This window comes from Mycobacterium sp. UM_WGJ (genome assembly GCF_000455125.1).
GTDB lineage: Bacteria > Actinomycetota > Actinomycetes > Mycobacteriales > Mycobacteriaceae > Mycobacterium.
The window spans coordinates 124,671-141,845 of record NZ_AUWR01000008.1 but is presented as its reverse complement, the minus strand read 5'-3'; the positions used below and the strand labels follow the sequence as shown (position 1 = coordinate 141,845).

General features: G+C 65.7%; 18 protein-coding genes and 1 tRNA gene. 13 read left to right on the top strand and 6 right to left on the bottom strand.

Translation table 11 applies throughout. The features are described from left to right. Positions 1-35: 35 nt before the first annotated feature. Positions 36-107: transfer RNA gene (locus N416_RS0102605), tRNA-Val, on the top strand. A gap of 642 nt (positions 108-749) precedes the next feature. On the opposite strand, the gene N416_RS0102600 is transcribed toward N416_RS0102605, so the two are convergent. Beyond that, positions 750-1,340, bottom strand: coding sequence for a TetR family transcriptional regulator (locus N416_RS0102600; RefSeq protein ID WP_024440577.1), 591 nt, complete (start codon positions 1,338-1,340; stop codon positions 750-752). Positions 1,341-1,414: 74 nt separating this feature from the next. On the opposite strand from N416_RS0102600, the gene N416_RS0102595 reads away from it, so the two are divergent. The 9 genes from N416_RS0102595 (at position 1,415) to N416_RS0102555 (ending at position 9,729) form a co-directional block, all read left to right on the top strand. Beyond that, positions 1,415-2,245, top strand: a complete 831-nt coding sequence (locus N416_RS0102595) for a mycofactocin-coupled SDR family oxidoreductase (protein WP_024440576.1) — start codon at positions 1,415-1,417, stop codon at positions 2,243-2,245. Then, positions 2,242-3,045, top strand: coding sequence for a mycofactocin-coupled SDR family oxidoreductase (locus N416_RS0102590; protein ID WP_024440575.1), 804 nt, complete (start codon positions 2,242-2,244; stop codon positions 3,043-3,045). The genes N416_RS0102595 and N416_RS0102590 overlap by 4 nt, the downstream gene beginning before the upstream one ends. Continuing rightward, the gene (locus N416_RS0102585; RefSeq protein WP_024440574.1) at positions 3,042-3,836 is read left to right on the top strand and encodes a carboxymuconolactone decarboxylase family protein; all 795 of its coding nucleotides are present in this window, start codon (positions 3,042-3,044) and stop codon (positions 3,834-3,836) included. Before N416_RS0102590 ends, N416_RS0102585 begins: the two co-directional genes overlap by 4 nt. Then, positions 3,812-5,272 (top strand): aldehyde dehydrogenase, encoded by a 1,461-nt coding sequence (locus tag N416_RS0102580; protein WP_024440573.1) that lies wholly within the window; start codon positions 3,812-3,814, stop codon positions 5,270-5,272. Before N416_RS0102585 ends, N416_RS0102580 begins: the two co-directional genes overlap by 25 nt. Before the next feature lie 9 nt (positions 5,273-5,281). Next, entirely contained in the window at positions 5,282-6,211 is a 930-nt protein-coding gene (locus tag N416_RS0102575; protein ID WP_036457121.1) for an alpha/beta hydrolase, read from the top strand. Between the two features lie 36 nt (positions 6,212-6,247). Then, entirely contained in the window at positions 6,248-6,877 is a 630-nt protein-coding gene (locus tag N416_RS0102570; RefSeq protein WP_024440571.1) for a TetR/AcrR family transcriptional regulator, read from the top strand. A 113-nt stretch (positions 6,878-6,990) separates the two neighbouring features. After that, a complete protein-coding gene (locus tag N416_RS0102565) occupies positions 6,991-8,475 on the top strand; it encodes an aldehyde dehydrogenase family protein (protein ID WP_024440570.1) in 1,485 nt (494 codons plus the stop codon). Then, entirely contained in the window at positions 8,472-9,248 is a 777-nt protein-coding gene (locus N416_RS0102560; RefSeq protein ID WP_024440569.1) for an SDR family NAD(P)-dependent oxidoreductase, read from the top strand. The genes N416_RS0102565 and N416_RS0102560 overlap by 4 nt, the downstream gene beginning before the upstream one ends. A gap of 13 nt (positions 9,249-9,261) precedes the next feature. Then, positions 9,262-9,729, top strand: a complete 468-nt coding sequence (locus N416_RS0102555; protein WP_024440568.1) for a hypothetical protein — start codon at positions 9,262-9,264, stop codon at positions 9,727-9,729. On the opposite strand, the gene N416_RS0102550 is transcribed toward N416_RS0102555, so the two are convergent. The 4 genes from N416_RS0102550 to N416_RS0102535 form a co-directional block, all read right to left on the bottom strand. Continuing rightward, complete coding sequence (locus tag N416_RS0102550; protein ID WP_024440567.1) at positions 9,726-10,646, bottom strand: TIGR03619 family F420-dependent LLM class oxidoreductase; 921 nt, start codon at positions 10,644-10,646, stop codon at positions 9,726-9,728. The genes N416_RS0102555 and N416_RS0102550 overlap by 4 nt on opposite strands. Before the next feature lie 147 nt (positions 10,647-10,793). Next, entirely contained in the window at positions 10,794-12,245 is a 1,452-nt protein-coding gene (locus tag N416_RS0102545; protein WP_024440566.1) for an aldehyde dehydrogenase, read from the bottom strand. Between the two features lie 38 nt (positions 12,246-12,283). Beyond that, on the bottom strand, positions 12,284-13,564 hold the full coding sequence (locus N416_RS0102540) for a cytochrome P450 (RefSeq protein ID WP_024440565.1): 1,281 nt from the start codon (positions 13,562-13,564) through the stop codon (positions 12,284-12,286). A gap of 51 nt (positions 13,565-13,615) precedes the next feature. After that, complete coding sequence (locus N416_RS0102535) at positions 13,616-13,819, bottom strand: ferredoxin (protein WP_024440564.1); 204 nt, start codon at positions 13,817-13,819, stop codon at positions 13,616-13,618. A 105-nt stretch (positions 13,820-13,924) separates the two neighbouring features. Here N416_RS0102535 and N416_RS0102530 point away from each other — a divergent pair, with 105 nt between their 5' ends. The 3 genes from N416_RS0102530 to N416_RS21230 all read left to right on the top strand — a co-directional run bounded on the left by N416_RS0102530 (position 13,925) and on the right by N416_RS21230 (position 16,174). Further along, the gene (locus N416_RS0102530) at positions 13,925-14,533 is read left to right on the top strand and encodes a TetR/AcrR family transcriptional regulator (RefSeq protein WP_024440563.1); all 609 of its coding nucleotides are present in this window, start codon (positions 13,925-13,927) and stop codon (positions 14,531-14,533) included. Positions 14,534-14,682: 149 nt separating this feature from the next. Continuing rightward, positions 14,683-15,522, top strand: a complete 840-nt coding sequence (locus N416_RS0102525) for a mycofactocin-coupled SDR family oxidoreductase (protein WP_024440562.1) — start codon at positions 14,683-14,685, stop codon at positions 15,520-15,522. A gap of 313 nt (positions 15,523-15,835) precedes the next feature. After that, entirely contained in the window at positions 15,836-16,174 is a 339-nt protein-coding gene (locus N416_RS21230) for a helix-turn-helix domain-containing protein (protein ID WP_024440561.1), read from the top strand. Here N416_RS21230 and N416_RS0102515 read toward each other — a convergent pair. Beyond that, positions 16,171-16,689, bottom strand: coding sequence for a hypothetical protein (locus N416_RS0102515; RefSeq protein ID WP_231383964.1), 519 nt, complete (start codon positions 16,687-16,689; stop codon positions 16,171-16,173). The genes N416_RS21230 and N416_RS0102515 overlap by 4 nt on opposite strands. Positions 16,690-17,175: the final 486 nt, after the last annotated feature.

Genomic DNA, 17,175 nt, shown 5'->3' with positions numbered 1-17,175 from the left:
CTGGGGTACCGGTCCGGGTAACCTGCCCGGGGCAGGGGCGCGTAGCTCAGTGGTAGAGCTCTGGTTTTACACACCAGCGGTCGGCGGTTCGATACCGTCCGCGCCCACAGGTATAACTGCACTTCAAGGCCCTTTGGGAGTTTGCTGAACAAGCGCCTTTGCGCCCCTGTGTCCCCCGCGTGGGCCCCGCCGTGCTGCTACAGGTGAAACGGTTGAGACGCTGGGAGACGGCGCTTGGACGCTGACCTGCACGGATGCCTCTTCTCGAGGCGCCGTTTCTGGTTGGCGCTAGACCTCTACACCAGCGCTCGGGGGTTCGGGGATCCTCTCCGGCCGCCAAAGTCATTGCAGGTCAACGGCTTGATTTCCGCAGCTCTGGGTCGAGTTCGGGCGCTGGATCTGGAGGCGCAGTATCCCGAGAATGTCCGAGAGCAATTGCGCGCATGTCTGCCTGGCGGCAGGAGGCGAGTGTTAGCTGTGCGGGTCTCCCGTTGGGGTCTGCGAGTGACCCCGAAAACATCGTGACTGCGACGTCCAGAACTCGGTAATCATTGTCGACGATGGGCAGGAACCGCCATTTGTCGAATGTCGTCCACGGGTGCGACACAACGAATCCATCAGGTCACCGTGTTGCTCGCTGAGCGCAATGGTTGGTCTTGGCGTGATGCCAGTGTGCGTTTCATCCGAGTAGTGCACCTCGCCCCGAGTTGAGGAGGTTGCGGGTCGCCGGGGACTGACCCTAATTCGGGTCAGGTCGCCGTTCGGGTGTTCTCGGACGACTCGCATCCGCGGGTCAGCCAGTAGACCGTGCGGTCGAGGATGGGCAGGATGTCGGTGACCGCGATCTCCCCGGTTGCATACCGCCCGAGGAGTCCGTAGATGACGCTGGAGATGACGTCGGTGAAGTCTTCGACGAAGTCGGCGTCGACGCCGTCGAAGATCTCCCGGCCGGCCGGCGCTACCACGTCGAGGCCGAACCGAAAGAGCTTCTGTCCGTTGGGAGATGACCGCACTCGGTAGTAGGCCGCGAGCATCGCCGGGTGGCGTTCCCAGGGTTCGAAGATGGCGCGGAACAACTGCATCAAGGATTCGTAGAGCGACGCACCGGGAGCGGCGGTGGGCAGATCGGCGTAGCGGTTCTGCTGTGTCCAATACTCGAGCGCGCCGAGGATCAGGTCGTCGCGGGTGGGGTAGCGCTTGTAGATGGTCGCCAGGGACGTCTTCGCCCGCCGGGCGACCTCGCGGAGCTGAACGGCGTCGTAGCCCTCGGTTTCGAGGATGCCGACGACGACGTCGAGCAGCCGGTCGCCCTCGAGTTCTGTCGCTACGGCTTCGCTCATCCCTTGCCCTCCTGTGTGTAACGTGGTTACAGTACCGCCTGTAACTTGGTTACTGGGCAATGAAGCGAGGAGCAATGGGTTCACTGGACGGAAAAGTCGCCTTCATCACGGGCGCGGCGCGCGGGCAGGGCCGCAGCCATGCGGTCCGGCTGGCGAGCGAGGGTGCGAACATCATCGGGGTCGACATCTGCGCCGACATCGCGGCCAACGGCTATCCGATGGCCTCGCGTGACGAGCTCGACGAAACGGTGACGCTGGTCGAGGCGGCGGGCGGAAAGATGCTTGCCACCGTTGCCGATGTCCGGGACTTCTACGCGCTGAAGTCCGCAGTGGATGCTGGCGTGGAGCAGTTCGGCCGGCTGGACATCGTGTGCGCCAATGCCGGGATCGCACCGACGGCGTTCCGGGAGACCAGCATCGAGGAAGACCTCGACATGTGGACCGCCGTCATCGACGTCAACCTGGTCGGCTCCTTCCATACCGCCAAGGCGGCGATCCCGCATTTGATCGCCGGGGAGCGGGGCGGGGCGATCGTGTTCACCAGTTCGACTGCCGGGTTGAAGGGCTTCGGTGGTTCACAGGGCGGCGGCCTGGGGTATGCGGCGTCCAAGCACGGCATTGTCGGGCTGATGCGCACGCTGGCGAATGCCTTGGCGCCCTATAGTATTCGGGTGAACACCGTGCATCCGACGGCGGTCAACACCATGATGGCCACCAACCCGCAGATGACTGCGTTCTTGGAGGCCTACCCCGACGGGGGGCCGCACCTGCAGAATCCGATGCCGGTCGGCATGCTGGAACCGGAAGACATCAGCGCCGCGATCGCCTACCTGGTGTCCGACGCCGCCCAGTACGTCACCGGGGTCACGTTCCCCGTGGACGCCGGCTTCTGCAACAAGCTGTGACCGGCCGGGTCGAGGGCAAGAAGGTCCTTGTCACCGGGGCTGCCCGCGGGATGGGCCGCAGCCACGCCGTGCGGCTGGCCCAAGAGGGCGCCGACCTGATCCTCGTGGACATCTGCGAATCCCTACCCGTCATCGAATACCCTTTGGCCACAACCGAAGAACTGTCCGAGACTGCCCGGCTGGTTACCGAACAGGGGCGTCGTGCGGTCACCCACGTCGTCGATGTGCGCGACCTGGAGGCCTTGACCGCGGCGGTGGACGACGGGGTGGCCCAACTAGGGGGACTGGACGCCTCGGTGGCCAACGCCGGGGTGCTGACCGGCGGCACCTGGGACACCACCACCGCCGAGCAGTGGCGCACCGTCGTCGACGTCAACCTGATCGGCAGCTGGAACACCTGCCGGGCCGCCATCCCGCACCTGGTGGAACACGGCGGCAGCCTGGTCAACATCAGTTCGGCGGCCGGTGTCAAGGGTTCACCGCTGCACACGCCGTACACGGCGTCCAAACACGGAGTCGTCGGGATGAGCAAGGCGTTGGCCAATGAGCTTGCTGCGGTGAACATCCGGGTGAACACCGTGCACCCGACCGGGGTCCCGACCGGGATGCAGCCGACGACGTTGCACACCCTGCTGCACGAGACCCGGGCCGATCTGGGTCCCATCTTCCAGAACGCATTGCCCATTGTGATGGCCGAGGCCGTCGACATCAGCAATGCGGTGCTGTTCCTGATCTCCGATGAGGCCCGGTATGTCACCGGCCTGGAGTTCAAAGTCGATGCGGGAGTGACGATTCGATGACTGACCGTTTGGAGCGGGGCCGCCAGGCCTTTGCCGACATCATGACGGTGCCGGCCCCCGAAGACACCTCGCCGGCCACCGTGAACCTGCTGGACTTCGTGTTCGCCGAAGTGTGGCAGCGGCCCGGCCTGACCCGACGGGAGCGCCGGTTTGTCACGCTACCGTGTGTGGCGGCCGCCGATGCCGATCAACCCCTGCGCGACCACGTGTACGCCGCTCTCAACAGCGGCGACCTGTCGATCGTCGAAATGCAGGAAACCGTGCTGCATTTCGCCGTCTACGCGGGATGGCCGAAAGCGTCCTGGTTCAACATGGTCGTCGACGAACAGTGGGAGCGGGTCAACCGGGAACGTGGACTACCGGTGCCGGATGCCGTACCGCTGTTGCCGCTAACGACACCCAGTGACCCGGAGGCCCGCATCGCCGGCGGTGAACAGGCGTTCAAGGACGTCAACTGCCTGGAGTACGCGCCGACGCGGAACAACCCGTTCCACGGCGCCGGCATCCTGAATTTCGTGTTCGGCGAGATGTGGCAGCGGCCCGGCCTCGGCATGAAGGAACGGCGGCTGATCACCGTCGCCTGCGTTGCTTTCCAGGACGCCGCCTATCCGATCCTGAGCCACGTCTATGCCGCGCTGAAGAGTCGCGACGTGTCCTTCGACGAGATGGACGAACTGGCATTGCATTTCGCCGCACACTACGGCTGGCCGAAAGGTTCACACCTCAACCAGGTGATCGCCGAGCAGAAGCAGCGCGTGACCCAGGAATGGGCCGACGAGGCGGCCTCGTGACGCACGCCGTCGGGTTGCTCATCGGTGACGACCGGGTCACCGCGACATCGGTACATGAGCACGTCTACCCGGCGACCGGGGTCCCGAACGCGGTGGTCGCGTTGGCCGGTGCCGCCGAGATCGACCGCGCGGTCGCCGTCGCCGGGGAAGCGCAGCGGCAGTGGATGGCACTGTCGGTGGACCATCGCCGCGACGCGCTGATCCATCTCGCCGACGTCGTGCATGAACACCTGGCCGAACTGGCCGAACTCAACACCCGCGACTACGGGGTGCCGATCTCCTACGCCGGCAACGGGATTCTGCTGGAACAGTTCCTGCGCCACTTCGCCGGCTATGTCGACAAACCCCATGGGACCAGCACTCCGGTCAGCGGCAGCGCTGACCTCAACCTCATCGAACGCGAACCGTACGGGGTGGTCGGCGTCATCGCCCCGTGGAACGGAGCCCTCGTCGTCGCCGCGTCGTGTGTGGCGCCGGCGCTGGCCGCGGGAAACGCCGTGGTGTTCAAACCGTCGGAACTGGCACCCCTGGCCGCACTGCGGTTCGGGGAACTGTGCCTGGAAGCCGGCCTGCCGCCCGGGCTGGTGAATGTCGTGCCCGCCGCCGCCGAGGGGGGAGAGGCCCTGGTGCGTCATCCGGGGATCGGCAAGATCCACTTCACCGGCGGTGAGCACACCGCACGCACCGTCCTGCGGACGGCTGCCGAGAACCTCACCCCGGTGGTCACCGAACTCGGTGGCAAGTCGGCCAACATCGTCTTCGCCGACGCCGACCTCGACACCGCCGCCGTACATTCCGCGCACCAGGGCCCGCTGATGCAGTCCGGACAGAGCTGCGCGTGCGCCAGTCGCATCCTGGTCCACGGCAGCGTCTACGACGCCTTCACCCAGCGCTTCCTCGCCGTGATCGCCGCCGCACGCGTCGGCGACCCGCTGAACCCCGCCACCACCTTCGGGCCCGTCATCTCCAAGGCCGCGGCCGATCGTATCCTCGCTGCGGTCGACGGTGCCGTAGCAGACGGCGCCGGACAATTGCTCACCGGCGGTCACCGGATCGCCGAAGGTGAACTCGCACACGGCTATTACCTGGAACCGACGGTCTTCGGCGATGTCGACAACAGCTCGGTACTGGCGCAGACCGAGACCTTCGGCCCCGTCGTTTCCTTGATCCGGTTCAGCGATGACGCCGAGGCCGTGCGGATCGCCAACGACACTCGATATGGTCTGAATGCCTTCGTGCACACCCGCGACCTGACCCGCGCGCACACCGTCGCGCGTCAACTACAGGCCGGGTCGATCTGGATCAACCAGGGCAGCCGAATATCTCCGCAGGGACCTTACGGCGGTTACAAGCACAGCGGCGCCGGACGCACCGGCGGCCTGGAAGGGTTGCAGGGATTCCAGCAGGTCAAGAACATTCGGATCGGGCTGGCTTGAGTACAGGTGGTGACCATCTGGCACCGGCTGGCCGCACGGGAATTCCACCCCGAGTTGCGGCGGTACGCCCGCTACCTACCCCGTACGCTCGTCACGCCGCTGACGGTCACCGTCTTCCGCCGGCTTCCCCGCCGGGCGAAATGCCGGCCCGGAACCTCCGTGCACGTCCTGCCCTCGGGCATCGGTGTGCGCGTACACCGGCCACCGGAGCGGCGGCAGGATCGCGGTGGCGCGCTGCTGTGGATCCACGGCGGCGGTTACGTGCTCGGGAACGCGGCCATGGACGACACCCTGTGCCGCCGGATGGCAACCGAACTGGACATCCCGGTCTGTGCCGTCGACTACCGGTTGGCCCCAGAACACCCGTATCCGGCGGCACTGGACGACTGCTACGAGGCGTTGTGCTGGCTGGCCGCGCAACCCGGCGTCGACGGCTCCCGACTAGCAGTCGCCGGTGCGAGCGCGGGTGGTGGTCTGGCCGCGGCCGTGGCGCTGCGGGCGCGTGACCGGGGTGAGATCACTGTGGCCGCCCAGGTGCTTATCTATCCCATGCTCGACGACCGCTGCGCGAGTGGGGAGGACCCCGTGGCCGGGCTGCGCAGGCTGTGGAACGCCGCGAGCAGCACATTGGGGTGGCGCGCTTATCTCGGCGGGGTTGACCCCGTGACGGCGGTGCCGGCCCGGCGCGGTGACCTGTGCGGCCTCGCGCCGACGTGGATCGGTGTCGGCAACCTGGATGTGCTGCACGACGAGGCATGTGCCTACGCGGAGCGCCTACGCGAGGCCGGAGTCGAGTGTCACCTCGAAGTCGTCCCCGGCGGTTTCCACGGTTTCGACGCCGTCGCCCCGAAAACGCTTGTTGCCAACCAGTTCTTCGCCAGTCAGATGACCATGATTCGAACCCGTCTGAAGATCGGCGGTCCCGATGGCGATACCTAGTCCGGACCTCGCCCCTCGGGCTAGACTCTCGGGCTCATGCGACGAAAGCCGAACCCGCAGCAGCGACGACGTGAGTTGTGCGATGCGGCGATCCGGTTATTGGCCGATGACGGCCTCAAAGGGGTCAGCCACCTGAAAGTCGATCGGAAAGCGGGCGTACCCGACGGCAGCGCGTCGTTCTATTTCCGGACCCGTTCAGCGCTGTTGCATGCCGTGGCCGAACGCGTCGCCGACCTCGATCTGAAGGATTTGGCTGCCGCGACGGCCATACCCGAGGACTCGGGATCGAGCGCGTCGGGCCTGGCCACGCTGGTGGTGCGCTCGGGCACCGGGGTACGGCGCATCCGGGCCAAAGCCCGCAATGAACTTGCCCTCGAGGCCGCCCGCGATCCGGTGCTCGCGGAGAAACTGCGGGGCAACGACGACCGATTCTTCGGACTGATCCGGGAGGCGGTTGTGCGACTCCAGCCTGACGGCGCAGATGCCGCCGCCGTGGACGAGCAGACCTACGCGGTGATGATGTTCATCAGCGGCGTGATGCTGACCCGGTCCAGCGGTGAAACCGGGACGCGCACAGCCGAAGAGCTGGATGCGATCATCTCGGGCATCGTGGCCGGCGTCGGTGCGGTTGGGGATCAACCCCGGTCTCGTCCTGACCAACGCTGACTACCGCGGCCTTGCCATATCGCTCTACATAAGTAGAGTGTTAGGCACGTCACCTCTAGCATGCCGAGGTGCTCGCGGCCATCGGGCCGGCCAGGCGGGAAGGAATGTCAGGGATGACGACTGTGCACAGCGAGACCGGGGTGTTGGCCGGTGATGAGCGGATGTTGATCGATGGGGTGTTGGAGCACACCGGTGGTGGTGCGACGTTTGAGGTGGTGCATCCGGCGACCGAGGAGGTGGCCGGTGTGGCCGCCGACGGCTCGGTGGAGGACATGGCCCGGGCGGTGGGTGCGGCGCGGCGTGCGTTCGACACCACCGACTGGTCGATGGATGTGGAGTTCCGGTTTCACTGTTTGATGCAGTTGCATGCGGCGTTGGAGCGCAACGCCGAGCGGTTGCGGCGGATCCTGATCACCGAGGTGGGGTGTCCGGTCAGCGTCACCGGTTCGCAGATCGAGTCGCCGATCCATGAGGTCAAGCACTGGGCCGAGTACGGCCGCGACTTCGCCTACACGGTGGACACCGGGCTGCATGACACGCCGCTGGGGCCGGCGCGGCGGTTGTCGCATTTCGAGCCGCTCGGTGTGGTGGGGGCGATCACGCCGTGGAATGTGCCGTTCTACCTGAACATCGCCGAGACGGTGCCGGCGTTGATGGCGGGCAACACGGTGGTGCTCAAGCCGGCGCAGTTGACGCCGTGGTCGGGCAGCGAGTTGGGCCGGATCGTGGCCGAGGAGACCGACATCCCGGCCGGGGTGTTCAACGTGGTGACCTCGAACGCCAACGAGGTGGGTGCGGCGCTGAGCGCGGATCCGCGGGTGGACATGATCACCTTCACCGGGTCGACAGCCACGGGCCGGGCGATCCTGGCCGCCGGTGCGCCGACGGTGAAGAAGACCCTGTTGGAGCTCGGTGGCAAGTCGGCGCACATCGTGCTCGACGATGCCGATTTCTCGAGTTCGTTGCCGTTGGCGGCCATGATGGCGTGTGTGATGTCGGGGCAGTCGTGCATTCTGCCGTCGCGGATTCTGTTGCCGCGCAGCCGCTATGACGAGGGTCTGGAGATCCTGAAGACGTCGATGGAGAACTTCCCGGTCGGTGATCCGTGGACGCCGGGGATCATGCAGGGCCCGCAGATCAGTGAGGGCCAGCGGCAGAAGGTGCTCGGGTTGATCCAGAGCGGGATCGAGTCGGGGGCGCGGCTGGTCACCGGTGGCGGCATCCCGGAGAGCCTGCCGGTGGGCTATTACACGCAGGCGACGTTGTTGGCCGACGTGGATCCGGATTCGCAGATCGCGCAGGAGGAGATCTTCGGGCCGGTGCTGACCGTCACGCCGTACGAGGGTGACGACGAGGCGGTGGCGATCGCCAACAACACCATTTATGGCCTGTCCGGCGAAGTTTCGAGCGTGGACGTCGATCGGGCGCTGCGCGTTGCCCAACGGATGCGGACGGGCAACGTGAGCATCAACGCCAAGAGTCACTTCGGCATCGACAGCCCGTTCGGCGGCACTGGTCAGTCCGGCCTGGGCTACCGCAACGGCGACCTCGGCTATCAGGAGTACCTGCACATCAAAACCATCGGCCTACCCGAATGAGCGAGCTCGATCTTGCGGGTCGCCGGGTCCTGGTCACCGGCGCCGGTCAGGGCGTCGGCCGCGGCTTGGCGGACGCCTTCGCCGCCGCGGGAGCCGAAATCCTGGTCAACGATCTGCGTGCCGAACGCGCCCAGGCGGTGGTCGATGAGATTCGCGCCGGTGGTGCGGCGGCGCAGGCGGTTCCGTTCGACGTCACCGATTACGCCGCCGTCACCGCCGCGATCAGCGCGGCGGGCCCGGTCGATGTCCTGGTCAACAACGCCGGGAATGCGGGTGCCGAGGGGTTCGCGAACCGGGCGAAGTTCGCCGACACAGAGCCGGGCGACTGGGAGGCGTTCCTTCGGGTGAACCTGTACGGCGTCCTGCATTGCACCCGTGCGGTGCTGCCGGGGATGGTTGCCAACCAGTGGGGCCGCATTCTGACGATCGTGTCGGATGCCGGCCGTACGGGGGACCCTGGCGGTGCGGTGTACGGGGCGGCGAAGGCCGGAGCGGCCGGCCTGACCCGGTCGGTGGCGCTGGAGAACGGCCGCTACAACGTCACCGCCAACAACATCTCGCTGGGCACCATGCGCACCCCGCTGACCGAGGCGCTGTGGGCCGAGCACGCCGATTCTCCGCAGGCCAAGGCGATCCTGGCGAACTACGCCATTCGCCGCCCGGGATCACCCGATGACGTCGCCCAGTTGGCGCTCACATTGGCCAGTGAGCACGGCGCCTGGATCACCGGGCAGACGATCTGTGTCAACGGCGGCTACTCGATGGCCCTGTAGGAAAGCGGCGCTGATGCAGCTACGGGAGTGGATCGAAGGTCGCTGCGGCGAATTCGGTTCTGACCGTGCACCGGCGGTGCTGGCGACCGGCGGCAGTGCCGACAGGTTGGTCCGGTTGTGTTGGGAGGCGCCGCCGGCAGGTCCGCCGGTATTGACGGTGCGGGCGGACACGGTGGCCGACGCGGTGTGGTCGGCCGGCGGCTTGATCTGCGACGGTGCGCTCAGTGGGTGGGAGGTTGTGGTGCAAACCGCGGACCGGTCGAGTCCGTGCGCCCTGCGCATCCTGGGAGCCGCTGTGATGCTCCCCGATCCGGACGACGACTGTTGGACACCGCTGCCGTCGGGAAGAGATGACAGCGAACTACGCCATGTCCCGAGTGCCGCGGCAATGGCATTCAAGGCTCGGGCAACCGAGCTGGTTCACCCCGGCGGCTGTGCGCCGGGCGTGGAGACATTCCGTGTGATCGCCGAGTTGCCCTAGGGCAGCTGGGTTTTGACTTCTTCGATTAGCCACTGGCTGTAATCGAGGTATTCCTCCACGCCGCTCAATGGCGGAAGCGGCACTGCGCTGACGGTGACGCCCTGTTCGGTCAGCCAGCCGAGTTTGTCGACGATCTCCGCGGCGCTCATCCCCGGGCGGGCGTGCGGATCATCCTGGACCGCGTGTCCCTCGCCGACCCGGTTGGTGCCCAGTCCGTGGACCACGTCGAAGTCGCGGCCGTTGTAGCCCGGCTGCGATTTGATGAACGCGACGCGCTCGGCGATCTTCTCCGGCGGGGTCAGGAAGGACCACCATCCGGTGGCGTACTTCGCGGCGCGTTGCAGGGCGGCGTCGGCGTCGCCGCCGATCCAGATCGGAAGATGCGGCTTTTGAACGGGTTTGGGTTCGAACGCGACATCGTCGAACGAAATGTACTTTCCCTGGAACTGTGGCGACTCGGCGGTCCACAACTCGACGATCGCGGCGAGGTACTCGTCGGCGATGCGGCCGCGTTCCCGGAACGGCACGCCGAGGAGATCGAACTCGCGCTCGAGCCAACCGACCCCGAAGGTGACCATCATCCGGCCGCTACTGAGCCAATCCGCCGTCGCCAAGGCCTTGGCCAGGACGATCGGGTTCTGCAACGGCAGCACCGTGATACAGGAATTCAACAGGATCCGCTCGGTCGCGCCGGCCAGGTAGGCCTGTGCGACCGTCGAATGGAAGTAATGCGGCCCGGACAGTTCGACATGCTCGGACGGAATGATGAAATGCTCCGGCACCGCGACCATGTCGTATCCGAGCGCATCGGCGTGCTTGACCATCCGCGTCTGATCTGCGCCGGTGACCTGCGCCTCCCACGGCTGCATGGTGGCCTTGAGTCGCAGCATGTGTGGCAGGTTGAAGAGCAGTCTCATGTCGGGATCTTCTCCTCAGCGGTAGTGCAGGTGCGCAGTTACTCACTACGAATATAGAGTAATAACGGCAGCGCCGAGCAAGAACGGCACCCCGTATCCCACTGTCTTGCAGGAGCTCCCGCGCCAACTCCTGGAACTCGGTTCGACTTAGAGCTGAACGTAGACGCTCTTGTTCTTCATGAATGATTCGACGCCGTCGCGGCCCCATTCGTAGCCCCAGCCGGATTGTTTCCAGCCGCCGAAGGGCATCGAGTGGTCGAACACCATCTGGCAGTTGACGGTAACTGTTCCGGATTCCAGGCGCTTGGCCAACCGGTGGGCCCGGCCGACGTCCTTGGTCCACACCGTTGCCGCCAGACCGTAGTCGGAGTCGTTCGCCAGAGCGACGACTTGGTCGTCGTCGTCGAACGGCAGGATCGGGACGACGGGCCCGAAGATCTCCTGCTGGTACAGGCGCATCGTGGGATCCACATCGGTCAGTACCGTCGGATGCACGAAGTAGCCCTTGCGATCGAGGCGGTGCCCCCCGGTCACCAGCTCGACGCCGTCGCGCTTGCCTTCGTCGATGAACCCCAGCACGCGGGTCAGCTGCTTCTGGCTGATCAGCGGTCCGATCAGCGCCTCCTCGGCCGGACCGCCCAGCGTGACCGTGTTGGCCAGGTTCGCGACACCTTCGAGGACGCGCTCATAGACGTTGCGGTGGGCGAAGATTCGCGATCCGCAGATGCAGCCCTGGCCGGAGTGGATGAAGATCCCCATCGCGGCCATCAGGATGGCGGTGTCGAGGTCGGCGTCGTCGTAGATCAACACGGGCGACTTGCCGCCGAGTTCGAGTGTGACGCGTTTGAGGTTGCCGCTGGCGGCCTGCACGATGCGTTTGCCGACTTCGGTGGAGCCGGTGAAGGCGACCTTCTCGATGCCGGGGTGTTCGCTGATCGCGGCGCCGGCGGTGTGTCCGTAGCCGGTTACCAGGTTCACCACGCCGTCGGGGACTCCCGCCTGGGTGAGGAGTTTGTCGATCACGATCGCTGAAAGCGGGGTTTCCTCGGCGGGTTTCACGACGCTGCTGCAGCCGGCGGCGAGTGCGGGCGCCAGCTTGGTGCAGGCGTTGAACACCGGTCCGTTCCACGGGAAGATCAGCCCCACCACCCCGTACGGTTGTTTGAGGGTGTAGCCGTGCATGTTCGAGTCGACGCCGGTGATCCCACCGGTCTGCTGCACATCGTGGGCGATGCCGTTGAGCTTGGTGCACCAGCCGGCGTAGTAGCGGAAGATCTCCGCGCTCGTTCCCATGATCGCCCGGGCCTGCATCAGCGGCATGCCGGTGTTGCGGGAATCGATGTCGGCCAGCTCGTCGGCGTGCTCGTCGATCAGGTCGGCAATACGTCCGAGCACCTTCGCCCGTTCCGATCCCGGTTTCTGGTGCCACACACCGGATTCGAAGCTGGCCCGGGCCCGGGCGACAGCGTCATCGACCGCCGCCGCGCCGCCATCGGTGAATTCACCGATCTGCTCCTCGCTGACCGGGTCGATGATCGGGATCATGTCGCCGGTGCCGGGCCGCTGACGGAGCTCGTCGAGGACAGCCTGAAACGCCATGTAGGACAACCTTTCGGTCTTGAGAGAGTCGGGCTGAGCTACCGAGCCCGGTCGAACTCGATGTGCAGTTCGGTCAGGCCGCGCAGCAGGAAGGTGGGTTCGTAGGCGTAGTTGCGGTGACCGGTCGGGCCGTGGAAATCCGCGTCGATGCGGATCTCGCTCATCCGGTCGAGCAGGCGGCGGACGGTGATCTGTCCCTCGACGCGGGCCAGGGGTGCGCCGGCGCAGGTGTGGATGCCGCGGCCGAAGGCGATGTGCTCGCGAACGTTTTTGCGGTCGGGCCGGAATTCGTGCGGGTTCTCGAACTTGCGCGGGTCGCGGTTGGCCGCGCCCAGGCACAGCATCACGATGGTGCCGGCCGGCAGATGCACCCCGCCGAGTTCGGTCGTGTGCCGGACCAGTCGGAAATCGACCTTCGTCGGCGCGTGCATCCGCAGCGCTTCCTCGATGAACGTCGGTATGCCATCAGGGTTTTCGCGCAGCCGCTGCTGATAATCGGGGTTATCGCCGAGCACCTGCACAGAGGCCGACAGCAGTTTGGTGACGGTTTCCTGCCCAGCGGCGAACAGGAACGTCGCGGGCTTGACGAGTTCGGAGAGGTCCGGGGTCGACCCGTCCGGGTAGAGCGCGGACGCCATGCCCGAGAGCACGTCGTCGCGCGGTTCGGCGCGGCGGGCTGCGAGATAGCCAGCGAACCGGTCGTCGAGATACTTCAAGGGATCCAGGCCGACTGCCTCACCGTCGAGGGCGCCGACCCGGTTGCCTTCCGGGCGTTCGGCGCCCAGGGCGGCGAGGAACTCGGGGCGATCCTCTTCTGGCACGCCGAGCAGGTCGATGATCGCCGAAGTGGCAAAGGGTTTGGCGTACTCGGACAGGAACTCGCATTTCCCGTTGTCGATGAACTGGTCGATCTGCTGATCGACCAGCTGCCACATGAAGTCCTCGTTCTCCTTCAGGCGCCGCGGGGTCAGTAGCTTGCTCAACAGTGAACGCGCCTTCTCATGAGCGGGCGGGTCCATGACGACCATGTGCTCGTGGATCGGGAACAGATGGCGGTGTGCCTCGATCTGTGCGCTGATGTCATCACCCTCGGGGGTGAACGGCAGCGGCGGGAACGGCCCACCGATCGCGTTGACCGCCGAGAAGGTCTCATGATCCTTGAACGCTGCCATCACCTCCTGGTAGCCGGTGACCGCGACGACGCCCTGATGCGGCTCCCGGAACACCGGGTTCTGCTCACGCAGGGCATCGAAGTACGCGTAGGGATCCTGCGCGAGTGCCGGATCGGAGAAGAAGTCGACGAAGGCGAGGTCGGTCATGGACGGGCTGTCCTTTCATGGAAGAAACCGGCGGGAGGGAGGGGCTGAGTCTCAGGTCTCGACGATGCTGATGGCACCGCGTGGGCAGGCATCGATGGCCGCGTGGACCAGATCCCACTGCTCCGCCGACGGCTGCTGGACGCAGGTCGCGACGTCATCGTCGCCCAGATCGAACAACTCCGGGGCTGACTCGAGGCACAGCGCGTGCCCTTCGCACAGGTGCGGATCGACGACCACGCGCCGGGAAACGCTCACCGCTCGCCCACCTCTACTGATCGACTGACCAAATTGCTAGAATGCTGCATGTCTACCATCCGGCGGGATTGCCGGTCAAGCAACCAGCCGACGGGGGAATGCTGAATGGCGGTACCGCGCAAGGCCCGTAGCACCGACGGCGGTGCACGCACCCGATTGATCGAGGCCACCGCCAAACTTATGCTCGATGAGGGTTATGCCGCGGCCACCTCGCGGCGGATCGCCGCCGAAGCCGGCGTCAAGCAGGCCCTGGTCTACTACTACTTCCCGTCGATGGACGATCTGTTCGTCGAAGTGCTCCGCTCCGGCGCCGAGGTTTCGCTGGCCCGGATGCGGGATGCGCTCAACGCCGACGATCCGTTGCTCACGCTGTGGACGATGAATTCCGATGACCGGCTGACAGTCCTGAATACCGAGTTCATGGCACTGGCCAATCACCGCAAGGCGATTCGCGCGGAACTGAAGACCTACGCCGAACGGGTCCGTGATATCGAGACTGCCGCCGTCGCGGTCGCGCTGCGCGCCCGGGGAATCGACACCAAACTCTATCCACCCATCGCGATCTCGATGCTCATCGCCCAAACCGGCCGCAGCCTGTGCAACGAGGACGCCGTCGGCGTCACTCTGGGGCACGCCGAACTGCGCGAGTTCGTCGAACGACAACTCCAGCTGCTCACACAACACCAGTTCGATCACGCCAACCCCGCCACCTGACCCAAGCTCTGCCTCAGCCGGATTGGGCTCCCGCTATTGACAGCTGGCCCATCACCTGCCATCGTTCCTGATCGATCGACAAAGTTGATCGACACGAATGACGCACCGTCCGAGCTGCCGTTCGGGCGATCCGAGAATCGAGGTATTCCGTGAGTGGACGCGTAGCAGGCAAGGTTGCCTTCGTCACCGGCGCCGCCCGAGGGCAGGGGCGGAGCCACGCGGTCCGGCTGGCCGAGGAAGGCGCCGACATCATCGCGGTCGACATCTGCGGCCCCATCACCCCGGACAGCCAGATCGCGCCGTCCAATCCCGACGACCTCGCCCAGACCGTGGACCTGGTCAAGAACCTCGGCCGCCGGATCGTCACCGCCCAGGTCGACGTCCGCGATTACGACACGCTCAAGGCGGCACTCGACAACGGCGTCGAGCAACTCGGGCGACTCGACATCGTCGTCGCCAACGCCGGCATCGGCAACGGCGGCGAAACGCTGGACAAGACCAGCGAATCCGACTGGGACGACATGATCGGCGTCAACCTCTCCGGCGTCTGGAAGACCGTCAAAGCCGCTGTGCCACATCTGATCGCCGGTGGAAACGGCGGATCGATCATCATGACCAGCTCGGTCGGCGGTCTGAAGCCCTACCCCAACACCGGTCACTACATCGCCGCCAAGCACGGCGTGATCGGCCTGATGCGCACCTTCGCCGTCGAACTCGGCCAGCATTTCATCCGCGTCAACGCGGTTTGCCCCACCAACGTGAACACTCCGATGTTCATGAACGAGGGCACCATGAAACTGTTCCGTCCGGACCTGGAGAACCCGGGCCCGGATGATCTCGCAGTGGCGGCTCAGTTCATGCACACCCTGCCCATCGGCTGGGTCGAACCGGTCGACATCAGCAACGCCGTGCTGTTCCTGGCCTCCGACGAATCCCGCTACATCACCGGCTTGCCCGTCACCGTCGACGCCGGCAGCATGCTCAAGTAACGGTCCGAAACGGCGCATCGTTCTGCCCGCCACGCGGCGCACGACATCGTTAGGCGTTCTCGGCGGTTGTTCCGGCGTCCGTAGCCGTTGCCTCCGGTGACTAGTCTGGGGATTATCGGCGTAAACAGGGCTGACCAAGAACAAAACGGAGGAGTCCTGGAAGGATGCCGACGTCCTGTTCGCGCCTTCGCCCGTGCTTGAAGGTTGACACCACCCCGACCGGCGGTTCAACCCTTCCGCACCCTGGCCGAAGCGTGGCATTTATGTTACGCTTTCGGTTGTCTGTCGCACGGCCGAAAGAGAGGTGATCCCCATGAACGACGTGTTCAGCACGTTGCTTGAGATCGAGGGTAACGACCCCGAGTTCGCCCGTGCGTACGCCGCCGAGTCGGCCCGGATCGAGGCGATCGATTCGATCATCAACGCGCTCGACGAGGCGCGAGGGACGGAAAAGCTCAGTAAGGCGGCACTGGCTCGAGCGATCGGCGCTGACCCGAGCACCGTGCGGCGACTGCTGTCGTCGGAGTCGGTGAACCCCACGCTCAGCACCATCGCCGAGGTCGCAGCAGCGCTAGGCATGAAGGTGACACTCACGCCGATGTCGGAGGACGAGCGCACCCGTATCACCGCACCCATGCGGGCCTGCGCCTAGTTCACTCCCTTCGCGGCGCGGATGTCGTCGTCGGTGGCGAGCGACCTCGGTTTGCGCCGCAGGTACTCGTCTCCCAGCGCCCGCACCTCGGCGTAACGCTTATCGGACAGGGTCGTGCGGTACGGCTTTGCTGCACCGTCGATCACCGTAAGCAACGGCAAGGTTGTCCTCGCTCCGTCGTAGTCGAGAAGGCAGAACAGCCGGTAGTGCCACTTGCCGTTCGGCGTTTTTGAGGTGACACGCGCCTCGAAATAGCCGGTCATGTCTGCGTGCAACGCCTCCCATTGCCCACCTCCGGCAAACCGCTTCGGCGGCGCCTTCGCCACGGCGGCCAAGGTCGCGAGCAGGCGTGCCCGAACGTTCGAGGGGAATCCCAACAGCGCATCCAAACCGGGCGAGCTCTGCGTCGCGTCGTCGTCGCGGTGCCGCTTGAAGAACGCCACCGTGTGCGTGGCATCCGACGACAGGGGCTCCACCGTCGGCGCGGCTTCCCGAGGCGGTTTGTGGCGACTCACCGTTTCATCTCATCACCTGCCGACGACACCCCTATGTACGGCCGAGACGTCGGCCAGTCTGCTGCCGGCGGTCAGCGGAAGCCACCCGATTCGTTCGCCCATATCTATGTCCGCGGCGGCCCCCCGACGTAATCGGTAGGGCAGTGGCATAAGGGCCGTGGTGCGCCACACAATGAGGCATGCGGAACGGGACAGCAGTCGACCACGGATTGCCGCGTTCCGTGTCGGGGGAGTGCGTATGGAACTCGTCATCGTGCCGACGCAGGCTCGACCGCACCCGCGCGAACAAGTTGGGGTATGCACAAATCGGTGGCCGGTTTGCTGGCGTCCTGGAGTTTGCTGACGTCGCGTCCGGCCGAAGTGCCCCAGGAGCCCACATCCGCCAAGCCAGTGGGTTCCCAGTGGGCTCCGACACGCTGCAACAGGGGGTGATGACAGAGACTCTATGGGACGTGGAAAGTGGCTTGACCTGCTCGAATGAGACGG